A 22,657-nucleotide genomic window follows, 5' to 3' on the forward strand; every position below is an offset into this window, starting at 1 on the left:
ACTGCGAATTTGCGAGGCTATGCCGCCTGCTGGCGAAGCATCCACAGCGTCTTGGACAGGCTCGCGATGTACTCGTCCATCTTGGCGCTCACGAGGTGGTTGGACTCCGCGTCCGCCTGGTCCTTTATCGCAGATACCTGCTCGAGGAGGTGCGAGAAGTCCTCGCGCACGCTGGCGAAGGCCTCGGCACTCGCAAGCGGCTCGTCTGCGCGCTCAGCGATGTCGGCGGTGGAGAGGACTTCCGCGAGCGACGCGATGGGCTTTCCGCCCAGCTGCAGCAGGAGTTCAGCCACGTCGTCGATGGCGGGAAGCAGCCCGTCGTAGAGTTCCTCGAGCTGGGCGTGCGCCTGGAAGAAATCGCTTCCGGCTACGTACCAGTGCTGGTTCTGGAGCTTGTGGTACTCGACGGTGAGGTTGGCGAGAAGGGCGTTGAGCTTGGATTCCATGGTGGATCCTTTCTGTCGTGTCCCGTTTGGCTGAGCCTTTATTAGGACAATTTCTTGTTAGTGGAACTATACCCGATTGGAGTGCGGTAGTAAACAGGAATTTGTCCTAATAAATTCTTCACACCCGAGTTCTTGGAAAGGTTCCCGCTAGACATCACGGACGACTTCATGTTTGGGACCGTCTTCCAGGACTTGGGGCTCTGCCGCGGGCTTGTGGAGGTCCTCCTTGGGATCAAGGTAAGGGACCTCAGGATGGTCGAGCGGCAGGAGCTCGTGGACTTTGGCCCCGCGTCGCGGGCCGGGGTAGTGGATCTGCTGGTGTGGGACGTCGACGGCAACGTCTACGACGTGGAGATGCAGAACGGCGCGGACCCGGACATCGCGCGAAGGGCGCGCAGGTACCTCTCGCTGGTGGATGCGAGCCTGTTGGACCGAGGCCAACGCTTTGGCGACGCGGGAAACGTCGTCGTGGTGTTCATCTGTGCTCACGACCCGTTTGGGCGGGGATGGAAGCGCTACAACTACCCGCGGCAATGCGAGCAGGACGGCGAGCCACTGGGAGACGGGACGAGCATCGTGTTCGTGAACGCGGAGGGTACGAAGGGCGACTTCGGCGACGGATTCGACGCGTTCATGAGCTACCTGCGGGATGATAATGTGATTGGAAGCGACTTCGTCCGAAGCGTGGACGACGCCGTGTGCGGCTTTCGCGACGACCCCAGGTGGAGGCGATTCAGGATGCTTTGGTCCGAGAAGTACCGTAACGAGTTTGCGGACGCGCGCGACGAAGGCAGGGCCGAAGGTATGGCTGCAGGTAGGGCAGAAGGCATAGCCGAGGGCAAGGCCGAAGGCAACGAAGAGGGCTTCTCAAGGGCCATGGCCCTGACGTCCAGACTCATGGCGGACGGCCGCGAGCGGGAGCTCGAGGAGGCAATGCGAGATCCGGAGATGATGAGGCGACTCCTCGAGGAGTACGGGCTCTCGAACGATTGCGTATGACGCTCCGCGGGGTTGAGAGCGGCGTGTGGGAGATGCGGCATGTAGGAGAATGGCGAACGATATGAGCGGGCGGGGCATCCGGAATCCGGAAACCCCGCCAGCGGCTGCATCGTCCTTCTCGCCGCGCGCCTTTGCTAGATCGTGTGCGCGGCCTCGTACGCGTCCCAAATGGCCGTGAGGATGTTGCCCACGTGGCGCCCGTCGCCGATCTCGAACACCTCGTACCCGTGTCCGCGCAGGTCAGGTGCCATGGACGGGTTGGGCCTGAAGCCGACCGCGATTACCACGGTGTCGGCGGGCAGTGTCCTGACGCCATCCGGACCCTGGACCACGGCGCCCGCGTCCGTCACGGAGGAGATGCGCGTGTTCGTGAGGACGGGCGTGCCGTGGTGGGCGAACGCGTCGCGCAGGTACATGGCATTTGGCAGCGGCACCGCCGGGCCGGAGCTCAGGATCTGCGGCAGCGCCTCCACGATGGTGACGTCGTGCCCCTTGTTTACGAGGTCGAGCGAGATCTCGCAGCCCACGAGGCCGCCTCCCACCACGACGACGCGCCGGCCGACGCGCTCCTCATGCAGGAGGGCGTCGATGCAGCCGAGGGTCTTGGGGTGGTCGATGCCCGGGATGGGCGGCATCACGGCGGAGGAGCCGCTCGCCAGGATGACGGCGTCCGGTGCGAGGCCGTCGACCAGCTCCGGCGTGGCCTCGACGCCCATGCGCACGTCGACGCCCCAGTCGTCCAGCTCGCCCTGGTACCAGAGGTTGAGCTCGCGGACCTCGCCCTTGAAGTCGTGCGCACCGCCGCTGATGAGGTGTCCGCCGAGCTCGTCGCCCTTCTCGAGCAGCGTTACGCGGTGGCCGCGCATGGCACAGGTGCGCGCCGCCTCCATGCCGGCGACGCCGCCGCCCACCACCACGACGCTCTTGCGCACGAGCGCCGGCGTGGGCGCGTAGTCCTTGTCGCGGCCGATGAGGGGGTTCACGGCGCAGCCGCTGGGAAGTCCCTGGAACAGGCGGAGCAGGCAGCCCTGGTTGCAGGCTATGCAGGGGCGGATCTTGTCCGGGCGGCCTATGGCGACCTTCTTGGGGAGGTCGGGGTCGGCGAGCATGGGCCTGCCGATGGCGATGGCGTCGAAGGCGCCCTCCTCGATGCAGCGCTCGTCCGCGTCGACGTCGCCCATGCGGCTGCCGCAGATGATGGGAATGCCCACGGCCTCCTTCGCGGCGCGCGCGATGTCCTCCATGTAGCCGCGCTTCACGTACATGGGTGGGCAGGCGTAGTAGAAGCTGTCGTACACGCCGGTGTCCACGTCGAGCGCGTCTACGCCCGCCTCCTCCAGGATGCGGCAGATCTGGACGCCCTCCTCGAGCGTGCGCCAGGCCTCGCCCTCGCCGTCGATCGAGCCCTGGTTAAAGCCCCTGGCGTACGCCTTCAGCCCCAGGCGCACCGTCACGGCGAAGTCGTCGCCGCACGACTCCTTTATGCCCTGGACGATCTGCGTGCACATGCGCATGCGGCCGCGCAGGTCTCCGCCGTACTCGTCCGTGCGGCGGTTCGTGAGAGAGGACGCCATCTGGTCAAGCAGGTAGCCCCAGTGTATGGCGTGAAGCTCGACGCCGGGGTATCCCGCCTGCTGTACCACGCGGGCCGCGTCCACCATCATCTTGATCTTCTCGCGCACGTCCTCCGTCGTGAGGACCGGGTTCATCTTGTCCGTGGTGCCAAAGTACGGGTTGGCGCTGGGGCCATAGGAGCCGGGGCTGTTGCGTCCGAGGCCTGCGGATATCTGGATGAACATCTTGGCGCCGTACGCCTCGAGCCGGGCGAGAAGTGCGGCGGAGCTTACGATGAACGCCTGGCGGGATGCGGGCGTCGCCATGAACGAGGGACCGAGGGCGCCGGGCTCGTCGATCTTGTAGTCCGTCATGAGGGCGCCGGTCTGCACGAGGCCCATGCCGCCCTGGGCGCGGCGCACGAAGTACTCGATCCCCTCCTTGCTGAAGGACCCGTCCGGCGCGAGGTAGGCGCCCGTGGTGGTCGGCGCCATCACGAAGCGGTTCTTGATTTTGATCTTTCCTATGGCAAACGGGCTGTTGAGGGCTGCGTAGCTGTCTTGCATTACTCCTCCTAAAGGGACGTGGGTGGCCTGATTCTAGAAGGGGCACGCCGTGTGGGCGGCATCGTTTCGGTAGGTGACGGCGTCGCCGCGCCTACCGCGTAAACGCGACGAGCGTCTGGCCTCCCACGAGGTCGTGCCGCGCTCGATGCCGTGCGCGAGGTCAGCCGACCACGCGACCTGCAGGTCCGAGAGACTGCCGAACACGTGGAACGCCTCCGACCACCCGGCTCCCGGCTGGTCATGGGCTCGTGGGGCGTCTCGGTCGCCGCAGTCATCGCGCTTCTCGCCGCCCGCGCGGCCGCGACCGCGTTTCAGGCGCCCGCGATGCAGGCCATGGTCCCACAGATCGTTCCGGAGGAGTCGCTCGTGGAGGCCGGCGGCATGTCGCAGGCCATCAGCAGCGCCTCGTACGTCCTGGGACCCGTGGTCGGCGGCGCGCAAAGGGGGAGCGCCCAAGGCTCCATCCCGTCCGCGAGCTGCGCGACGGCCTCGCGGTCGCGAAGGCGAACTTCGCAAACGAGGTGCGCGCGTCGTTTAAGGCGACGGTGGCACTGGGCGCCACCTGCCTCGCCTGCGGCCTGCTGCCCAAGAGCTTCGGCGGTTGGGTGGCGTTTGCGGTGCTCTGCGGCGCGATGGGGGCAACGGCCACCTGCTACGACGTGCCCATCGTGGCGTACATGCAGAAGAGCATCGCTCCCCAGAAGCTCGGCCGGGCGTTCTCGGCGTTCCAGATCGTATCGATGGTGTCGACTCCCGTCGGCCTTGCGGTGGCGTCGCCCGTGGCGGAGGCGCTTGGCGTGAGCGCATGGTTTGGCATCAGCGGCGTCGCCATCGTCCTTCTCGGCGCGGTGATGCTGGTGCTTGAGGGCAAGGCGCGCAGGTAGGCGAGAAGGACGCGCCCCCGTCCTCGCGTCCCTCTCGCCCGTCCCCCTGCCTTACAGGTCGTCCACCAGCGCGGTCGACTTTGCGTACGCGGTCGAGCGCGCCTCGAAGAAGTCCGTCTTCACCATGTTGGCGTCGCTGTACTGCGAGACCCACGCCATGTCTGGCGGCTCCTGCGCGTGCTCCGGCCACAGCGTGCCGAAGCCCAGGGAGCTCCAGCGCAGGTTTCCCAGGTAGTGGATGTAGTCGCTCACCTGCCGGCTCGTGAGGCCGGCGATGTCGTCGCCTATCACGTACGTTCCCCAGGCCACCTCCTGGCGCACCCCCTCCACGAGCATCTGCCGCAGGTCCTCGATGGCCTCGGGCGTAAACAGCCCCGGCTCCTCCTTCTGCAGCTCCAGGATCATGTTGCGGAACAGCCACAGGTGGGTGTTCTCGTCGCGGTTGATGTAGCGGATCTCCTGCGCGCTGCCGGGCATCTTGCCGTTGCGCGCGAGGTTATAGAAGAACATGAAGCCAGAGTAGAAGTACACGCCCTCCAGGATGAAGTTCGCCATCATCACGCGAAGCAGCGCGGGCGCGTCGCGCCGCTCCTGGAACTCGTTGTAGAGGTTGCCGATGAACGTGTTTCTCGCCAGGAGGCGCTCGTCGGTGCGCCACTGGTACAGGATGTCGTTGCGCTGCTCCGGGCTGCAGATGGTGTCCAGCATGTACGAGTAGCTCTGCGAGTGCACGCATTCCTGGAACGTCTGGATGTGCAGGCACAGGTTCACCTCGTTCGCGGTGATGAACTCGCCCACGTTGGGGAGGTTCGCCGTCTGCAGCGAGTCCAGAAACACCAGAAACGAGAGGATCTTGTCGTACGCGGTACGCTCCGCGGGCGTGAGGTTGGGGTAGTCCTTCGCGTCCTGGGATAGGTTGATCTCCTCCGGGATCCAGAAGTTGTTCATGGCCTGGCGGTACCAGTCCGTGGTCCACGCGTACCTCACGTTGTTGAAGTCGTTCAGGTTGGTGGTGTTGCCGCCTATGAGGCGCCGCCGGCGCACGTCCGTGTCGCCGTTGGGGTTGAAGAGCGCCTTGGGCGAGAGGGGCGTGGCGTTCGTGTGCTGCATGGTCTTCCCTTCGTGTGTGTGGTTGTGCCTGTCGTCGCGCCGCGTGCCGGCAGGCGGGTCTGCCGGCCGTGGTGGCCCGCTAGCTGGAGCAGCTCTCGCACTCGTCCACCTCGAGCGACTTGCTGCGGACGTAGTAGACGGTCTTCACGCCGTCGCGCCACGCCTCGAGGTAGAGGCCCAGCACCTGGCGCATGGTGTACTCGTTCGTGATGTAGAGGTTCACGGACTGGGCCTGGTCGATGTGGCGCTGGCGCACGCCGGCCGCGCGCATGCTCCACGTCTGGTCGATGTAGTGGGCGGGCTTGTAGTACCACCACGTCCTGGGCGAGAGCTCCGGCGCGACGCGCGGGAGCATGGCGCCCTTCTTCTCCTCCAGGAAGAACTTGCGCATCACGGGGTCGAGGCCGGCCGTGGTGCCCGCGATGATCGAGGTGGAGCTCGTAGGAGCTATGGCGATGAGGTAGGCGTTGCGCAGGCCGTGCCTGGCCACGCGCGCGGCGAGCTCGCGCCACGCCGGGGACGTGTAGCCGCGCTTGGCGAAGTAGGCGCCCGTCTGCCAGTCCGAGCCCTCGAACTTCTCGTATGCGCCTCGCTCGCGCGCAAGGTCGCACGACGCCTCGATGGCGTGGCGGTTTATGCGCTCGAACACGTCGTCCGCGAAGTCGAGGTGCGCCTGCGTCTCCCAGCCGATGCCGCGCCTCGCGAGCATGTGGTGGTAGCCGGAGACGCCGAGCCCGATGGAGCGGTAGCGGCGGTTCGTGACCTTCGCGTACGGCAGCGCATAGAAGTTGAGGTCTATCACGTTGTCCAGCGCGCGCACGGCCGTGCGCACGGTCTGCGCCAGGTACGCGTCGTCCTCCACCGGCAGCCGCCCGAGCGACAGGCTCGCGAGGTTGCACACCACGAAGTCGCCGGGGCGCGTGGTGGTGACGACCACGGTGTCGCCGCCTTCCGTCACGACCTCCTGGCTCACGCCCTGGATCTCGCTCGTGTTCTGGGCGATCTCGGTGCAGAGGTTCGAGCAGTAGATCATGCCGGCGTGCGGGTTGGGGTTCGCGCGGTTCACGGCGTCGCGCATGAACGCGAACGGCGTGCCGGTCTCCACGGCGCTGCGCAGCACCAGGCGGACTACGTCCTTCACCGTGACGGTGCGCTTGGGTATGCGCGGGTCGGCCACGCACTCCAGGTAGCGGCGCTCCCACTCCTCGCCATAGTAGTCCTCAAGCGCGTATCCGCGCGCCACCAGGATGTCGTGCGGGCACATGAGGTGCCATGGCTGGTTAAGGTCCTCCTGCGCCATACGCCAGAACAGGTCCGGGTAGCACACCGCGGGGAACACGTCGTGCGCCTTCATGCGGTCGTCGCCGTTGTTGGTGCGCAGCTGCAGGAACTCGGGCAGGTCGCGGTGCCACGCGTCCAGGTACACCGCGACGGCGCCCGCGCGCACGCCCAGCTGGTCCACGGCGACGGCCGTGTCGTTTATCACGCGTATCCAGCGCACGACGCCGCCGGCCGCGCCCCTAAAGCCGCGGATGCTGCCGCCCTTGGCACGCACCTTCCCCAGGTACATGCCCATGCCGCCGCCGTACTTGGACACCTGGGCAAAGTTGTCCACGCTGCGGTAGATGCCCTCCAGGCTGTCGGGAACGGTGTCGATGAAGCAGCTGGACAGCTGGTGGTGGGGCTTGCGCGCGTTCGAGAGGGTCGGCGTGGCCATGGTGACCTCAAGCCGGCTCAGCATGTCGTAGAAGCGCCTGACCCACCCCATGCGGGCGCCCGCCTCCTCGCGAAGCGCCAGGTGCAGCGCGATGCCCATGAACATCTCCTGCGGGGACTCCAGCGGCACGTGGTCGTGGCTGGATACCACGTAGCGCTTCAGCAGCAGGTCGAGGCCGGGGTAGTCCAGAAGGTCGTCGCGGCCGGCGTCGATCCACGTGGCCGCGAGCTCTATCTCGTCGCGCGTGTAGCCCTCAAGTACGTACGACCCGTACAGCCCCTGGTCCGTGAGGTAGCGGAGCTTGCCATAGAGGCCGTCGATGCCGCGGGCGCGCTCCTGCCGGCGAAGGCGCCACGCCGCCACAAGCGCCAGCAGCCTGCCCGCTATGCGCGACCACTCAGGCGCCTCGGCGCTCGTGAGCTCCACGGCGGCCCGCACCAGGGCGTCCGCCCGCTCGTCCGCCCCCATGGACGGCTTCGCGAAGCCTGAGAACTTCGCCGCGAGAGCGGAGAGCGGGTAGGTCGCGGGGTCGAACTCCCGCGAGACCCTGTCCAGCACGGCGTCGAGCGCGCGCGACATTCCCTCGGCCCCGTCGGGCGAGAAGGACGCGCCGCCCTCGCCCGCGGCCGCGTCCCGGGTATAGGGGAACGCGAGCTCGCAGATCGCCCGCCGTGCGGCCCTGAGCTCGGAGCGGCGGTGGCGGTACAGGATGTACGCCTTCGCGGCGTCGTAGTGGCCCCTCTCCATCAGGGTGCGCTCCACGAGGTCCTGGATGGACTCGACGTCCTGCGCGTCGTCCGCGCCCAGGCGCGCCTCCACCGCCGCAAGCAGCGCCTCGAGCGCGCCGGCGTCCTCTGCCGTGCCGTCGCCCACCTCCGCGAGCGCCTTTCGCATGGCGGCGCCGATCTTGCGCCTGTCGTAGGGCTCGACCCTTCCGTCTCGCTTCGTTACCACCGTCGTGTTCCCATCTGCCAGCGCGCCGTGCCGGCGCGTACACTCGTCAGTCACATGGGGCGTCGCCCCGAAACAAATGCTATCAAACAAGTAGCAATAAAGGCGGCACAAGTGGTGGCGTGGAGCCATCTACATACCGCATGTTGTGTTTGTGAGGTGCGCAACGATGCTTGCGAGGGCGTCGGGCGTCATGTAGGCGCGCTGCCGGCGGGCGAGAAGGGCGGGACGCCCCGGCCGGCGCGTTCGCGTCCGGTCCGGGGCGTCCCTCGTCCACGGGATGTCACGGCCTGGGAGGCCGTCTCGCCCACGCTACTGCTTCGGGTACTCGTAGAATCCCTTGCCCGCGTTGAGCCCCAGCTCGCCGCGGTCGATCTTCTCCTTCAGCTTTGCCGCGACCCTCGCCTGGACGGTGCTGGGGTCCTTGGCGCGCGGGTCCATGATGCCGATGTTGTACGCCGTGGTCAGGCCCACGATGTCCAGGATGCGGAACGGGCCGGCGGGGGCGCCCGTGCCCAGCGTCCAGGCGCGGTCGATGTCCTCCGGCGTCGCGACGTCGTTGGCCCACAGGGCCTCGGCGGAGCTCAGGAACGGCACGAGCATGGAGTTCAGCAGGTAGCCCGGCTGCTCCTTGTTCACGCGCAGCGGGATCATGCGGATGGACGCCGCAAACGCGATCGTGGCCTCGAACGCCTCGTCGCCGGTGCCGGCGTGGCGCATGACCTCGGCCGTGGGGTGCGACCAGATCTCGTTCGCGAAGTGCAGCGCCAGGAACTTCTCCGGACGGCCGGTGGCCTCGGCAAACTGCGAGGGCAGCAGGGTGGAGGAGTTCGTGTCGATGATGGTGCGCTCGGGCAGGTGCTTCGCGAGCTCGGTGTAGAACGCCACCTTCTGCTCCACGTTCTCCGCCACGGCCTCGATCACCAGGTCCGCGTCGCCAAACGCCTCGTCCCAGTCCGTGGTGAGCCTGATGTTGGCGTATGCCGCCTCAACCTTCGCCTTCGCGTCCTCGCAGCTCTGCGGGGTCACGTCCTCACGCGGCATGAGGCCGTACGCGTAGGCGGCCGGGCTCTCCTTCATGGCGTCGAGCGTCTTGAGGTACGTGGCGTGCAGGTAGTCGAGCTTCGGCTGGCAGCGTCCGATGGAGGCCTCCGTGCGCAGCCAGATGGTGACGTCGTATCCGCTGTACGCGCTCTGGAACGCGATCTGGCTCCCCAGCACGCCGCCGCCGGCGACGGTTACCTTCTTGATGTCCATGCGGTTTCCTTTCTGCGGCATGGCCGCTCTGACAGCAATGTTCCTCTCTTACCCAGCGGCCCACCGAGCGTTCCCAAACCGGTCGGAATCGTCGGTGGACGGTTGTTTGCGCAGGTAGTTGCGGTGCGCAAAATGCGATGACGCCCGTGTCAAATGCAAGGCCGCAAAGGCTTCGGCCCGCCATCGCGCGCACCGAACGCCCGCGATCGAAAATGCCGAACGCACCCAAGGTTGACCGGCGCCGCGGGAGGCGGTATAACGGGTGTCAACAAATTCCTAGTTAGCAAGTAGGTATTAGGCTACGGGGGTTTGCGGGACATCGCCCCGAAAGGGTTCACGAGGGACCACGGCCAGGGCCGCGGCCGGCGCGTGAGCACGGCGACGAATCACTCTCCTCTCCCGTCGCCGGTGCCCTCCCAGCGCGCGTGCCGGGCGCAGGTCGTGGGTCCCGGACGACAGGCGGCGCGGGTGCACGGCAGGCGACCGGGCACCCGCGCCTGCCATGTCTCGCGCGGACGCCGTGCGCGCCGCCTTGCGCCGCCCGCGCCCCGCCCCGAACGGCTAGACTGGACAGTCCGTTACGGAAGGCGAGGGGAGTGCGATGGCGGCATCTGGCAGGAGCGGCGCCCGTGGAGGGGCGGCGGGCGCCGCGGGCGAGAAGGATGGGCGGATCCAGCCCAGGCAGTGGCTGGCGCTCGCGGGGCTCGCGGTCGCGGCGTTCGTGTTCAACACGTCGGAGTTCGTCCCGATCGGGCTGCTCACGGACATCGGCGCGTCCTTCTCGCTTGCGGAGGAGGGCGCCGCGCACATGATCTCGGTGTACGCGTGGGGCGTCATGCTCATGTCGCTGCCGCTCATGGTGCTCGCGTCCCGCGTGGGGTTCAGGCGGCTCATGCTGGGGTTGCTCGCGGTGTTCGCTGCCGGGCAGTTCCTGTGCGCCGCCGCGCCCACGTTCTGGCTGCTGGTGGCGGCGCGCCTGGTGGTGGCCGCCGCGCACAGCGTGTTCTGGGCCGTGGTGATGGTGGTGGCCGCGCGCGTGGTGGACCCGCGCGCGTCGTCCGCGGCCATTGGCCTCGTGGCCACGGGCAGCTCCGTCGCGCAGATCGTGGGCATGCCGCTGGGGCGCGCCATCGGCCTCGCGCTGGGCTGGCGCATGACGTTTGCCGCCATGGGCGCGGCGGCGGTCGCCACGCTCGCATACCTTGCGCTCGTCTTTCCGTCCATGGGGCCGGGGGAGCGCTTTCGCGTGGGTCAGCTGCCGGGGCTCCTTCGCAACGGGTCTCTCGTGGCGCTGTACGTGGTGACGGTCTTCCTGGCGGCCGGTCAGTTCGCGGCGTACAGCTACGTGGAGCCGTTCCTGCTGCGCGTGGCGGGGCTCCCCGCGCGCGGCGTCACGCTGGCGCTCTCTGCGTTTGGCTGCGCGGGCCTGCTGGGAAGCGTGCTCTTCTCGCGCCTGTACGACGGCAACCGACGCGTCTTCCTGGCGGCGAGCCTTCTGGGCGAGTCCGCCGTGCTGTTCTTGCTGCTGCCTGCTGCCGCGTCGCCGGCGAGCATGGTCGCGGCGCTCGTGGCGTGGGGCGCGTGCCAGATGGGCTACGGCATCGCGTTCCAGGCGGTGCTCATAGACTTCGCGCGCCCGGAGGAGGCCACGGTGGCCATGGCCATATACTCCGGCCTGTACAACCTGGGCATAGGGGGCGGCACCGCGCTCGGCGGCGTTGCCGTGGCGCGGCTGGGCGTCGCGTCCGTGGGCGTGGTGGGAGGTGCGCTTGCGGCCGCGGGCACCGCCGTGGCGCTTGCGCTCCTGCTGCCGCGCATGCGGTGCGGCAGGGGCGGGGCCGGCCCGCGCTGACGCCTGTGCCGTCGCGCCCACCGCGGCGCGGGTCGCTTGCCGCCGGCCGCCGGCGCGGTCTGGCACCTGCCTTCCGCCGCGTTTACAGGTTCTTCTCGCCCCAGTCCCTCAGCTGCATCAGTATGGGCACCAGCTCGCGCGCCTGCGGCGTCAGGCTGTACTCCACGCGGACCGGCATCTCGGCGTACTGCGTGCGCAGCACCAGGCCGTCGGCCTCCAGCTCCCTGAGCGAGGCCGCCAGCATGGTGTTGGTGATGCCAAACACCAGGCGGCGCAGCTCGCCGTAGCGCAGCTCGTCCGCCTGCGACAGCGCCACGATCAGCAGGATCTTCCACTTGCCTCCCACCGCGTCCAGCACGCGCCGCAGCGCGCAGCCGGACCCGGTGACGCTGGGGTCCGCGCTCGCCAGGCAGGGCGACGGATTCTTCACATGTGCCGCCGTTGTCGTGCGGGCGGCATTCTTGCTGGTGGCTGCCATGGTCAGTCTTTCCTTACCACGTATATCCAAACTGCGTACTTGCTCAGGAAAATATACCACGTACAGTGGTGTCAACGACCAAGGCGCAAGGCGCCAACAAGAGAGGAGCGACCATGGAGTACAGGTTCACGAAGGAGAACTTCGAGTCAGAGGTGCTTGGGAGCGACGTCCCCGTGCTGGTGGACTTCTATGCGGACTGGTGCGGGCCCTGCCGCGCGATGATGCCGGTGGTGGAGCAGCTCGCGGAAGAGTATGACGGCCGCCTCAAGGTGGGCAAGGTCAACTCCGACGAGCAGCCGGAGCTTGCGTCTGCCTTTGGCGTGATGAGCATCCCCAGCTTCTTCATCATCAAGGACGGCAAGGTCGTCGACCGGCTGGTGGGTGGCATGCCGAAGGAGATGCTCGCCCAGCACGTCGACGCCCAGCTGTAGCGCCGGCCAAGCGGCGCCTCGCACGTGGGTGCGCCGGCGGTGGCGCCTGCCTCCAGACAGTCTACATCCCCGCGGCGCACTCGCGCGCGGCACGCGAAAGGCCCCGCCGGAACGTCCGACGGGGTCTTGTCCGTGCTCTGTCCTACATTCACGCCCCCTGGGCGAGAAGTGCCGCCGCCTTGCCCCCTACGCCGTCGCGGTGACGCCGGCGAAGCTTACGGACACGACGTCGCTCGGGTCGACCACGCCGTCGAAGAAGGAACCCATGCTCACCACGGTCTTCCCGTCCTTCTCGCTCGAGCTCGCGGCGCCGGTGGGCACGGTCATGGTGGTGCCGTCCCTCATCGTGACGGTGATGTCGCCCAGGTCAAGGTACTTTGGCGACCACCTGCCGCTCGCGGGCGCCTTCTCGGTGCCGTTCACGGTGTAGTCGATCGTGACGCCTACGGGCGATACGCTCACGCCCTGCACGCTGCCGCTGGTCCCGGCGACCGTGAGGCTGCCCGTGGGCTTCAGGCTCACGGAGTTGCTCTCGTAGTTGAGCTTGAACTTCAGGTCCCAGCTGCCCGTGGCGATGGTGCCTGCATCGCGGTAGCCCTCGTCCTGCAGGGTGATGCCCCTGAAGCTCGTCCTTATGGTGGCGCCGATCACGTTTGCGTCCGTCGTCATCTTCGTGACCATCTGGATGGCGTTGTCGCTGGGGTTCGCGTCGTAGAAGTAGCTCTCTCCGCCTGCGCCGGATGTGCCGTCCACGCTCTGGTCGAAGTCCGCGTTCGGAGTCTTGCCGTCGATCGTGAGCGTGCCGTTCGCGTTCGTCGCGACCTTGCCCAGGGGCTTGCCGTCCGCACGGCGGATACTGTACACCACGGCGTAGTTGTGCTCGTCTCCCATGATGGCGTCCGCGCTGATGGTCACGCCGTCGCTCGTGGCGACCGCGTCCACCGGGCGCCCGACCTTGTTCCTCACCTTGGTCGGCGCCGTCGACCCCAGGAACACGTCGTCGAAGGCGCTTGCCACGCTCACCAGCTGTCCGCTCGCGTAGGCGTAGCCGCCCATGCCCACGGCAAGCGCGAGGCCGGCGGCAACGGCCGCGACGGCAAACCTCGGGCGCCTGCGCGCGCCCGCCGCCCTGCAGCGAACCCCCGGGCGACGCGCGCCGCCCCTCTCGCCCTGCGCGGCGTCAGTCGCAGACAGCGCGGCCGAGGCCACGGCCTGGGCCATCTGGCTCATCCTTTTGGAAGAAAGAGAGACCCGATCCATCTCGTCCCGATACGCCCTCATCGTGGTTTCCATCGCTCTTCTCCTCCAAGCTCTTGCGCAGCTCCGCGCGGGCGCGGCTTAGCCTCTTCGTGATGGCGGCCTCCGTCGCCCCCGTGGCTCGCGCTATCTGCCTGATGCTCATCCCCTCGTAGTAGTACAGGTACACCGCCTCGCGGTACGGGGGAGATAGGCGCATCACCGCGGCGGTCACCCGCCCGAGAAGCTCGCTCTTCTCCACCAGGTCCTCCACCTGGGCGGACTGGTCCGCGACCTCGCCCGCCGCCGTCAGGGCGACGTTGCGGCTCCTGGCCGCGCTGCGGAGCTCGTCCTTGCAGGCGTTCGCGGTGCAGCGGATGACCCACGCCTTCTCGTGCTCCGGGCTCTCGAACGGCCGACGCCTGCAGATGAGCTTGCAGAGCACGTCCTGGCTCACGTCCTCCGCGTCCCGCCGCGAGCCCAGGTAGGTGTAGGCAAGCCGCATGGCGAGGTTGCCGTACGTCTCCACGAGGCGCCGGGCCTCCCGCTGCACCTCCTCCTCGCGGCCTCTTGTTCTAGGCATGATGTCCTCTTTTCCGTTTGTGAGCGCTCGCCTACAACACGAGCGTGGGCCAAAAACCTGACGGCGGGCCTTGGGGAGGCGCGGCTCCACATTGTGCGCACGCGCCCGGGCACGGCGGTGGCGCCGCGTGGCGCGCGCCGTGGACATGGGCTATAGTTTCCAGCGTTTGCAGGAATCTGGCAGCCAGGGGTCGCATGAGGGAAAAGGTCGTGAGCGAAAGGCGCCTTCGGGGCGTGGAGCTCGTGGGGCAGATCGTGGCGCACGAGCGCTTCCTGCGCTGCGAGTTCGTGGGCTGCGTCGCGGACGGGTGCTCGTTTGGGGGCTGCACGTTCGAGGAGTGCAGCTTCGTGGGGTGCCGCATAGCGGACCCGCGCGCGCAGAACAGCTTCCTGCGCGCGTGCGACTTCGAGGACTGCGAGCTTTGCGGCGTGGACTGGGCGCTCTGGTGGCCGGAGGACCGGGGCGGCTCCGCGCTTTCCGGCGTGCGCTCTTGCCGCTTGGAGCGAAACGCGTTCGACGGGCTCAACCTGCGCGGGGGCACCTTCGCGGGCAGCAGCGTGCGCAACAGCCGCTTCGACGCGTGCGACCTGCGCGACTGCGACCTGCGCGGCTGCGATCTTTCCGGCACCTGCTTTGCGGACTGCCGCATGCAGCGGGCGGACCTCACGGGCGCCCGCGGCTACCGCCTGAGCCTCCTGCGCAACCGCGTGCAGGGAGCGCGCTTCACCTACCCGGACTGCCTGGCGCTCCTCGAGGGCACGGGCGCCGTCGTGGTGCCGGGCGAGCGCGACGCCGCGCCTGCGGACGGATCGTGTGCGAACGCAGCGCCTGCGGGCGAGAAGGACGGTCGTCCCGACGCGCCGGCATCCGCGTAGGCCACGCCCTTCTCGCCCCGCGCAAGGCGAGGCCCGGCCCCCGCGGTGGCTTTCGCGTCGCGGGGGCCGGGCCATGTGATGCCGTGGGCCCTCTGTCGGGTGCGGGCCCGCCGTGGGGCCGCGTGCGGTCGCGCCGCGGCTACTGCGTCAGCTCGAGGTACAGGTCGCGGTACTGCCTCGCGGACCTCTCCCAGCTCACGTCCTTCGCCATGTCGCGCTGGACCATCTCGTCCCAGCAGAAGCGGTTCGTGAAGAACAGCGTCTTCGCGCGGTTGATGGCGTCGTACAGCAGGCCGGCGTCGTAGCGGTCGAACGTGAAGCCGTTGCCCTGGTTGCTGAACTTGTTGTACGGCTCGACCGTGTCCTTCAGGCCGCCGGTCTCGCGCACGATGGGGATGGTGCCGTAGCGCATGGCGATGAGCTGCGTCAGGCCGCAGGGCTCGAAGCGCGACGGTACCATGAGCGCGTCGACGCCGGCGTAGATCTGGTGCGAGCGCGCCTCGTCGTACATGATGTTCGAGCAGACGGTGCCCTTGTAGGCGTTCTCGTAGTAGCGGAACGAGTCCTCGTACTGCGCGTCGCCCGTGCCCAGAAGCACGATCTGCGTGTTGCCGTCAACGAGGCCGGGGATGACGGCGTTCACCAGGTCCAGGCCCTTCTGGTCGGTCAGGCGCGATATCAGGCCAAGGATCATCTTGCCGTCGTCCACCTCCAGGCCAAGCTCCTCCTGCAGGGCGCGCTTGTCCTCGCGCTTCTTCTGGATAACGTCCTCGCCGTCGTACGGCGTGGCGATGAACTTGTCGCGCGCCGGGTCCCAGATGTCCACGTCGATGCCGTTCACGATGCCGCGCAGCTTCCAGGAGTGGTAGCGAAGGTGCGCGTCCAGCCCCTCGCCGTACTCCGGGCTCTGGATCTCCTGCGCGTAGGTGCCGCTCACGGTCGATATCATGTCCGCGTACGCCAGGCCGCCCTTCAGGATGTTCGCCTCGGTCCAGTCCTGCTGCAGCGCGCCCTCGTTGAAGACGTAGTCGGGCAGGTTCGTCCAGTACTTGATGGTGGGGATGTTGTACTTGCCCTGGAAGCGCAGGTTGTGGATGGTGAGGACCACCTTGGAGCGGCCGAGTTCCGTGTTCTGGAACATGGTCTTCAGGAACAGCGGCACGAGCCCCGCCTGCCAGTCGTGGCAGTGGATCACGTCGGGCGTCCAGTCCAGGAAGTTGAGCGCGGCGAGCGCGGCCTTGCTGAAGTAGCAGAACCTGGGGATGTCGTCCACCAGGTTGGTGTACGGGTTGCCATAGCTGAAGAAGTCCTGGTTGTCGATGAAGTCGTACACCACGCCGGACTCATCCACGTACTCCATGATGCCCACGTAGAAGCTGCGCCCGTCGGAGCAAAGGTCCATGTCGAACGCCCCGCGATACACCATCTTCTCCTGCCACTCCTGCTTGATGCAGGCGTAGCGCGGCAGGATTACCTTAACGTCGCAGTTCTGCTTCACGAGGGCCTTCGGCAGCGCATACATGACGTCGCCCAGGCCGCCCGTCTTCACGAACGGGTAGCACTCGGACCCTATGAAGGCGATGGAGCGGCGCGGCTGGGGGAGAGGAGCGGGCTCCGGCTTTGGCGCCGGTGCGGCCTTCGGCTCCGGCTTCGCCGCGGCCTTGGGCTCTGCCTTCGGCGCCGGCTTGGCCGCGGCCTTGGGCGCGGCCTTTGTTGCGGGCTTGGGCTCGGCCTTTGCAGGCGCCTTCTCGGCCGGCTTCGCCTTCTGCTCAACCTTCGCGGCAGCGGGCTTTGCGGCCGGCTTCGCCGCAGGCTTGGGCTCGGCCTTTGCTGCGGGCTTTGCCTCGGCTTTTGCAGGCGCCTTCTCGGCCGGCTTCGCCTTCTGCTCAACCTTCGCGGCAGCGGGCTTCGGCGCGGCAGCGGGCTTTGCGGCCGGCTTCGATGCAGGCTTGGGCTCCGTCTTCGGCTTCGGCTTTGCGGCGGCGACGGGCTCGGCCTTCGCCGCAGGCTTTGCGGCTGGCTTCGCCGCAGGCTTGGGCTCGGCCTTCTCGGCTAGCTTCGCCGCGGCCTTCGGGGCACTCTTTGCCTCGGACTTTGCGGGTGCCTTCTCGGCCGGCTTCGCCTCGCTCTTCTCGCCCGCGGGCTTTACGGCCGGCTTGGGATCCACCTTCGCAGGTGCCTTCGCCGCGGGAGTCGCCTTTGCCGCGGACTTGGGGGCTGCCGGCTTGGCCGCAGGCTTCGCAGCGGGCTTGGGGGATGCGGGCTTCGGGGTTGCGGTGGCTTTCACGGTGGCCTTCGCCGCCGGCTTCGTGGCGGCCTTGGGCTCCTCGGTCGCCTTTGGCGCCGGCGCGGGCGCCGATGCCTTGGGCGACGCCTTTGAGGCTGACTTTGCTGTGGAGGAGGTCCTCTTCTTGGTAGCCATGTGCATTCCCCTTATCCAGATCAACGGTTCTGGCGGCCAAACGCGCCCGGCACCTGCCGTGGGACGGCCGCTCGCATCCCCTCCATTGTACTTAATGGCGGCGCGCCAGAGGCGTCTTGGGGTTGTCTGGTGGCTGTTTGCCCCTGTGCGTAGCGTGCGCCGCCGCCCAGAAATGCCGCATATCGCCGCTGCGTCGCCCGGGCCTTCTCGGCGGCGTTTGGGGTCGCGTTGGGCGCTTGCGCGGGCGCGCCGCCACGCGCTACAGTGGGCGCATGGACGCGATTCTGTTTGACATGGACGACACCCTGTACGACCAGGCGCTGCCCTTCGCGCGCGCCGTTCGCAGGGTGCTGGGAGAGGTGCCGGGCGCCACGGCCGAGGGCCTGTACCTTGCGAGCCGCCGCCACTCCGGCGAGGTGTTCGCGGCGTACGCGGCCGGCGAGCGCCCGACGGATGCCATGTACGTGCGGCGCATGCAGCGCACCATGGCGGAGTTTGGCGTGCGCGTGGACGAGGCGTGCGCCCTCAGGCTGCAGCGCGCCTACACCGTGCGCGACGACGCGGGCATGGTGCTTTCCCCAGCGATGGCGTCCGCACTTGACTGGTGCCTTGCGCACGCGCGTTGCGGCGTGGGTGTCGTCACGAACGGCACGCCGGACCGGCAGATGGACAAGTGGCGCGCGCTCGGCCTGGGCAGGTGGATACGGCCGGAGCACGTGTTTGTCTCGGATGCGCTCGGCGTGGCGAAGCCGGACCCCGCCATCTTCCGCGAGGCGCTTTCCGCCATGGGCGCCCGCGCTGCGCAGTCGCTGTACGTGGGCGACGCGTTCCAGACGGACGTGGTGGGCGCCCGCGCGGCCGGCATGCGCGTGGTGTGGCTCAACCGCAGACGCCGCGCCGTGCCAGGGGACGCCCGCGTGCGGCCGGACGCGGAGGTCCGTTCCGACGAGGGGCTTCTGGACCTCCTGCGCACGTCCTTCTAGCAGGCGCCGCGGGGTGCCGTGGCCGGTTGCCGCAGCCGTGTGCCGCGTACGGGCACCGCGGACGGTCCCTTAGCTCAGCGCGTCCGCCACGCGGCGGCGCAGCTCCGGCACCACGTCCTCCTCAAACCACGGGTTCTTCTTCATCCAGATCTGGTTTCGGGGCGAGGGGTGCACCAGAGGGAAGCGCTCCGGCAGGTACGAGCGGTAGTCGCGCACGACGTCCGTCAGCTTTGCTGAGCTCTTAAGCCCCAGGTAGCGCCTCGTGGCGTACGAGCCAATCAGCACGGTCAGCCTCACGTCGCCCATGAGCTCCAAGAGCTGCGGGTGCCACTTTTCCGCAAAGCCCTTGCGCGGAGGCAGGTCGCCGCTTCTGCCCTTGCCCGGGAAGTAGAAGTCCATCGGCATGATCGATACCCGTGCTGGGTCGTAGAACGTCCGTGCGTCCATCCCCAGCCAGTCGCGCAGGCGCTCGCCGCTCTTGTCGTTCCACGGGATGCGCGTGTCCTGCGCCACCCTGCCGGGCGCCTGCCCAATGATCACGATGCGTGCGGTCGCGCTCGCGGTGTACAGCGGGTTGATCCCCGCCTGCGTGTACGACTCGTTCTGCGGGTCCGCCTTGATCGCCTGGAATATACGCTCGAACCTCGGGTCTTCCTCGCCCGACTCGCCCTGTGCCTGCCGCGCATCTTCCTGCTGCATGTGCCGTCGCACCGTCCTTCTCGCCAATCGCCCGGCGGGCCCGTCGCGGGTCCGCGCCGCCTGCGGGCACGCGCCCGCACCACCCAGTGTAGGACGCCGCCGGCAGTCATTCCGTTGCAGGCGCAACGCAGCGTGTGCCCGTGGCAGCGCGCGTCTCCCTTGCCTGCGGGTGCGCCGGCAACCGACGCGGGCGAGAAGTGCGCCGCCCGCGGTTTAGGCCGCGCCATACGGGATAGAATCACCTCGACCACGAACATGGCGGCGCGCGGACGCCTGCGCGCCGAGGCGATGGAGGCGAGGCATGGGCGAGGTCGGGTCGGGCGGTCCGTCGGCGGGGCCGGGAGTCGCGGACAAGTCGCGCGCGGGCGCATCCGCCGCGCGCCGTCGCGCCGCGCATGGGGCAAACCCGCTTGCGCGGGCACTGTCCAGCGTGTTCAACCTGCGGGCGGGGCGCGCCAGCTACCAGGACATCCGCCGGCGCTTCGTAAACGGCTCCAAGCTCAACGGCACGCACCTGTGCATCCTCATCGTGGCGATGCTCATAGCGTCCATCGGCCTGAACACGGACTCGACGGAGTGCATCGTGGGAGCCATGCTCATCTGCCCGCTCATGGGCTCCGTGCTCGCCATCTCGTACTCCGTGGCCACGGCGGACGTGCGCCTGCTGCGCGACGCGATCGTGGGTCTCCTCGTCCAGGTCTGCATCTGCCTTGCCACGTCCACCCTGTACTTCGTGCTGTCGCCCCTGAGCGGCGTCACGAACGAGCTGCTCGCGAACTCCAACCCCACGGTGTGGGACATCCTGGTGGCGCTTGCGGGCGGATTCGCGGGCGGCCTGGGCAACTCGCGCAGGCAGGAGCCGTCCACCCTCATCGCGGGCGTCGCCGTGGCCACGGCCCTCATGCCGCCGCTGTGCGCCGCGGGCTACGGCATCGCCGCGCGCGACCCGGCGCGCTTCGCGAGCGCGTTCTACGAGTTCGCGCTGAACGTGGTGTTCATAGCGCTGGCGGCAGAGATCGTCCTTCTCATCCTGCGCGTGCCCCTGCACCGCGAGGTGGGCCCGGACGGCGTGGTCGCCCTTGAGGAGGAGGTCGCGGAGGAGCGGCTCTCGCGCCGCATGAAGCGCTTCATCCTGGTGGCGACCATCGTGTTCATGATCCCGTGCGTGCTCGCGACGGCCGACATGGTGCGCCAGGCGGCGGGCCCCGGCACCGCGGGCGCGCAGAGCGCGGACGAGTACCAGGTAGACCTGACGACGCGCGAGCTTTCCGCCGTATGCCCGTCGCTCGTGGAGTACCGCGTGGGCACGGAGTACGTTGCCGAGGCCGGCCACGCGACGGCCACGCGCCGCGTGGTCGCCACGGTGAGGACGAGCGCGCCGCTTGACGCCACGCAGAGGTCGCGCCTGCGCGCGCTCATTCGCGTACACGTGAAGAACCTGGACGGCGTCACGTTCGAGGTCGCCGGCGGCTAGGCCGCGCGCCTACTGCAACAGGTCCGCGTTGTCCGGGCTCGTCAGGAACCCGACGAACGTGCGCGCCACCGCCGTGAGGCCGGCCGGGTCCAGGGTCGCGATGCCGATGGTGCGCCAGCGCGCGGGCGAGAAGGGCCTGACCTCCACGTCGAAGGCGGAGTTGCGCAGGATCAGCTCCGGCATGACCGAGACACCAAAGCCGTGCTCCACCATGGCGAGGGCCGAGAAGTCGTCGTTCAGGGCGTAGCGCACGTTGAGCGGGCTCGGCGAATCCGCGAGCGCCGCGCGGATGTCCTGCTCGGATCCGCGCAGGGGCATGACCAGCTCCTCGCGGGCCACCTGCCCCACGCTCACGCGCCGGCGCGCAGCGAGCGGGTGGTCGCGCGGGAGGATGGCCATCATCTGGTCGCGGCGCAGCGCGTGGAAGCAGAGCTGCGGGCTGCGCACCACGGACGTGAGGAAGCCCAGGTCCGCGCGGCCCTCCTGGACGCGCTCCGCGATGTCCTCGTAGCCGCCGGCGTAGATCTGGAACTCCACCTGGGGATAGCTCCTCTGGAATCGCTCGATCATGCCGGGCAGCCACTGCGTGGAGACGGACGTGAACGTGCCGATGCGCAGCGTGCCGGCGACCACGTGGTTGACCTCGTGTATGGCCTGCTCGAGCGCGCGCTGCTGGTTTACGAGCGCCTGGATGCGCGGCAGCAGCAGCCGGCCGTTCTCCGTGAGGGCGACGCCCGCCTTGCCGCGCGTGAGCAGCGCGACGCCGCACTCCTGCTCAAGCGCGCGGACGGCGTGGCTCACGCCGGACTGCGTGTAGCTGAGCGACTCCGCCGCGCGCGTGATGTTGCCGAGCTCGACGACCCTCAAAAAGATCTGGTAGCGCTCCATGCCTGCGGCCATGCGTGCCTCCGGTTGCGTTTTGCCTGGTATGAGGGCATGCCGCGGGCGGGTGCGCGCGTCCTTCTCGCCCGGGGGCGCGCCGGCGGCATAACCAGTACACAGTGTAATGGATGCAAGTACAAAGATGAAGTTAACAAATGGCTGGGAGGCGCGTAAAACTGTTCGCGGAACGTTTTTGGCGGGCGTGCTCACGGGACGGAGAGCTTGATGGAAGTTGCGCGCAGGGCGGGCGTCGGCGCAGGCTGGACGCAGAGGCAGGCAGACCTCATGATCGCGGTCATCGCGTGCGCGTGGGGCAGCTCCTACCTCATGATGCAGGTGGGGCTCTCTTCCATCCCGCCGTTTGGCATGGTGGCGCTGCGCTTTGGCATCGCGTTCGTCGCGGTCGCGGTCATCTTCCGCAAGAGGCTGCGCGAGCTGACGGCCTCCGTCGTGGCGCGCGGCGCCGTGCTCGGGCTGCTGCTGTGCGTGTTCTTCGGGCTGCTGATGTATGGCCTGAAGACGACGCCCGCCTCGACCGCCGGCTTTCTTACCAGCGCAAAGGTCATCTTCGTGCCGCTTATCGTCGCGGTGGCCACGCGCAGGGCGCCCAGCCGCGCCACGCTCGCGGGCATCGGGATCTGCGTCGCGGGGCTTGCGCTGCTGACGCTGAGCGGGCCGGTCTCCCTGGGCGGCGGCGCCGGGCTGTGCCTGGCGGGCTCTGCGGTGTACGCGCTGCAGATCGTGGCGACGGACACGTTCTCGCGCTCCGACGACGCGCTGCTGCTGGGCATCTGCCAGCTGGGCTTTGCGGCCGTGTTCGGCGCCGCGTTCAACCTCGCGTTCGAGGGGCCGGTGCTTCCGCAGTCGAGCGCGGAGTGGGGCGCCGTGCTCGGCCTCGCCCTCGTGTGCAGCGCGTTTGGCTTCGCGATGCAGCCGGTGGCGCAGAGCCGCACAACCGCGACGCACGCGGGCCTGCTGTTCTCGCTCGAGTCCGTGTCCTCCGCGGTGCTCTCGTTCGTGTTCCTGGGAGAGGTCATGGCGCCCCAGTGCTACCTGGGCTGCGCGCTCATCCTGGCGGCCGTGCTCCTGAGCTCGCTTGCGGACGGCGGGTCCGAGGCCAGGGACGCCGCGGCGGGCGTGCCCGCGTACTCCGCCCCCTCGCACGGCGGCATCGCGCGCGGCCTTGCGACGGCGCGCGCCCACGCGAAGCGCGTGCAGCAGTAGCGCTCGACGCGCCCGCGCGGCGCCTGCGATGCGC

20 protein-coding genes are annotated in these 22,657 nt (G+C 68.5%); 8 read left to right on the forward strand and 12 right to left on the reverse strand.

The features are described 5' to 3' along the window. Nucleotides 1-17: 17 nt before the first annotated feature. Nucleotides 18-446, reverse strand: a complete 429-nt coding sequence (locus HF885_RS08310) for a Dps family protein (RefSeq protein ID WP_170104478.1) — start codon at nucleotides 444-446, stop codon at nucleotides 18-20. A gap of 168 nt (nucleotides 447-614) precedes the next feature. Here HF885_RS08310 and HF885_RS08315 point away from each other — a divergent pair, with 168 nt between their 5' ends. Continuing rightward, nucleotides 615-1,445, forward strand: coding sequence for a hypothetical protein (locus tag HF885_RS08315; protein WP_206109867.1), 831 nt, complete (start codon nucleotides 615-617; stop codon nucleotides 1,443-1,445). Nucleotides 1,446-1,579: 134 nt separating this feature from the next. On the opposite strand, the gene HF885_RS08320 is transcribed toward HF885_RS08315, so the two are convergent. Next, the gene (locus HF885_RS08320) at nucleotides 1,580-3,565 is read right to left on the reverse strand and encodes an FAD-dependent oxidoreductase (protein WP_170104480.1); all 1,986 of its coding nucleotides are present in this window, start codon (nucleotides 3,563-3,565) and stop codon (nucleotides 1,580-1,582) included. Between the two features lie 33 nt (nucleotides 3,566-3,598). Beyond that, nucleotides 3,599-3,769: a hypothetical protein gene (locus HF885_RS08325; RefSeq protein ID WP_170104481.1), complete on the reverse strand. Its 171-nt coding sequence runs from the start codon at nucleotides 3,767-3,769 to the stop codon at nucleotides 3,599-3,601. 341 nt (nucleotides 3,770-4,110) lie between these two features. Here HF885_RS08325 and HF885_RS08330 point away from each other — a divergent pair, with 341 nt between their 5' ends. Then, entirely contained in the window at nucleotides 4,111-4,449 is a 339-nt protein-coding gene (locus tag HF885_RS08330) for a hypothetical protein (protein ID WP_206109868.1), read from the forward strand. A gap of 51 nt (nucleotides 4,450-4,500) precedes the next feature. Here HF885_RS08330 and HF885_RS08335 read toward each other — a convergent pair whose 3' ends face one another. The 3 genes from HF885_RS08335 to HF885_RS08345 all read right to left on the reverse strand — a co-directional run bounded on the left by HF885_RS08335 (nucleotide 4,501) and on the right by HF885_RS08345 (nucleotide 9,484). Further along, nucleotides 4,501-5,559: a ribonucleotide-diphosphate reductase subunit beta gene (locus HF885_RS08335; RefSeq protein ID WP_170104483.1), complete on the reverse strand. Its 1,059-nt coding sequence runs from the start codon at nucleotides 5,557-5,559 to the stop codon at nucleotides 4,501-4,503. 79 nt (nucleotides 5,560-5,638) lie between these two features. Further along, nucleotides 5,639-8,230, reverse strand: a complete 2,592-nt coding sequence (locus HF885_RS08340) for a ribonucleoside-diphosphate reductase subunit alpha (protein WP_328804360.1) — start codon at nucleotides 8,228-8,230, stop codon at nucleotides 5,639-5,641. A gap of 309 nt (nucleotides 8,231-8,539) precedes the next feature. Continuing rightward, nucleotides 8,540-9,484: a 3-hydroxyacyl-CoA dehydrogenase gene (locus HF885_RS08345; RefSeq protein WP_170104485.1), complete on the reverse strand. Its 945-nt coding sequence runs from the start codon at nucleotides 9,482-9,484 to the stop codon at nucleotides 8,540-8,542. A 601-nt stretch (nucleotides 9,485-10,085) separates the two neighbouring features. Between HF885_RS08345 and HF885_RS08350 the strand changes: the two genes are divergently transcribed. After that, on the forward strand, nucleotides 10,086-11,336 hold the full coding sequence (locus HF885_RS08350; RefSeq protein WP_170104486.1) for an MFS transporter: 1,251 nt from the start codon (nucleotides 10,086-10,088) through the stop codon (nucleotides 11,334-11,336). Between the two features lie 82 nt (nucleotides 11,337-11,418). Here HF885_RS08350 and HF885_RS08355 read toward each other — a convergent pair whose 3' ends face one another. Next, a complete protein-coding gene (locus HF885_RS08355; protein ID WP_170104487.1) occupies nucleotides 11,419-11,814 on the reverse strand; it encodes a winged helix-turn-helix transcriptional regulator in 396 nt (131 codons plus the stop codon). Between the two features lie 113 nt (nucleotides 11,815-11,927). Between HF885_RS08355 and trxA the strand changes: the two genes are divergently transcribed. Next, complete coding sequence (trxA, locus tag HF885_RS08360; RefSeq protein WP_170104488.1) at nucleotides 11,928-12,245, forward strand: thioredoxin; 318 nt, start codon at nucleotides 11,928-11,930, stop codon at nucleotides 12,243-12,245. Between the two features lie 186 nt (nucleotides 12,246-12,431). Here trxA and HF885_RS08365 read toward each other — a convergent pair whose 3' ends face one another. Together HF885_RS08365 and HF885_RS08370 are read right to left on the reverse strand one after the other, a co-directional pair. Continuing rightward, on the reverse strand, nucleotides 12,432-13,466 hold the full coding sequence (locus HF885_RS08365; protein WP_170104489.1) for a DUF4179 domain-containing protein: 1,035 nt from the start codon (nucleotides 13,464-13,466) through the stop codon (nucleotides 12,432-12,434). After that, nucleotides 13,426-14,064 (reverse strand): RNA polymerase sigma factor, encoded by a 639-nt coding sequence (locus HF885_RS08370; protein WP_170104490.1) that lies wholly within the window; start codon nucleotides 14,062-14,064, stop codon nucleotides 13,426-13,428. The genes HF885_RS08365 and HF885_RS08370 overlap by 41 nt, the downstream gene beginning before the upstream one ends. 194 nt (nucleotides 14,065-14,258) lie before the next feature. On the opposite strand from HF885_RS08370, the gene HF885_RS08375 reads away from it, so the two are divergent. Further along, complete coding sequence (locus tag HF885_RS08375) at nucleotides 14,259-14,939, forward strand: pentapeptide repeat-containing protein (RefSeq protein WP_170104491.1); 681 nt, start codon at nucleotides 14,259-14,261, stop codon at nucleotides 14,937-14,939. A 139-nt stretch (nucleotides 14,940-15,078) separates the two neighbouring features. Here the strand turns inward: HF885_RS08375 and HF885_RS08380 are convergent, their stop codons facing one another. After that, a complete protein-coding gene (locus tag HF885_RS08380) occupies nucleotides 15,079-17,361 on the reverse strand; it encodes a glycogen synthase (protein ID WP_170104492.1) in 2,283 nt (760 codons plus the stop codon). A 272-nt stretch (nucleotides 17,362-17,633) separates the two neighbouring features. Here HF885_RS08380 and HF885_RS08385 point away from each other — a divergent pair, with 272 nt between their 5' ends. Beyond that, the gene (locus HF885_RS08385; protein ID WP_206109869.1) at nucleotides 17,634-18,344 is read left to right on the forward strand and encodes an HAD family hydrolase; all 711 of its coding nucleotides are present in this window, start codon (nucleotides 17,634-17,636) and stop codon (nucleotides 18,342-18,344) included. 69 nt (nucleotides 18,345-18,413) lie between these two features. On the opposite strand, the gene HF885_RS08390 is transcribed toward HF885_RS08385, so the two are convergent. Continuing rightward, on the reverse strand, nucleotides 18,414-19,043 hold the full coding sequence (locus HF885_RS08390) for a uracil-DNA glycosylase family protein (protein ID WP_170104494.1): 630 nt from the start codon (nucleotides 19,041-19,043) through the stop codon (nucleotides 18,414-18,416). Between the two features lie 301 nt (nucleotides 19,044-19,344). Between HF885_RS08390 and HF885_RS08395 the strand changes: the two genes are divergently transcribed. After that, a complete protein-coding gene (locus tag HF885_RS08395; RefSeq protein ID WP_170104495.1) occupies nucleotides 19,345-20,517 on the forward strand; it encodes a DUF389 domain-containing protein in 1,173 nt (390 codons plus the stop codon). A 9-nt stretch (nucleotides 20,518-20,526) separates the two neighbouring features. On the opposite strand, the gene HF885_RS08400 is transcribed toward HF885_RS08395, so the two are convergent. Beyond that, the gene (locus HF885_RS08400) at nucleotides 20,527-21,417 is read right to left on the reverse strand and encodes a LysR family transcriptional regulator (RefSeq protein ID WP_170104496.1); all 891 of its coding nucleotides are present in this window, start codon (nucleotides 21,415-21,417) and stop codon (nucleotides 20,527-20,529) included. Between the two features lie 207 nt (nucleotides 21,418-21,624). Here HF885_RS08400 and HF885_RS08405 point away from each other — a divergent pair, with 207 nt between their 5' ends. Continuing rightward, nucleotides 21,625-22,623 carry a DMT family transporter gene (locus tag HF885_RS08405; RefSeq protein ID WP_170104497.1) on the forward strand — a complete coding sequence of 333 codons (999 nt, stop codon included), beginning with the start codon at nucleotides 21,625-21,627 and terminating at the stop codon, nucleotides 22,621-22,623. Nucleotides 22,624-22,657: the final 34 nt, after the last annotated feature.

The organism is Parafannyhessea umbonata (genome assembly GCF_012844235.1).
GTDB lineage: Bacteria > Actinomycetota > Coriobacteriia > Coriobacteriales > Atopobiaceae > Parafannyhessea.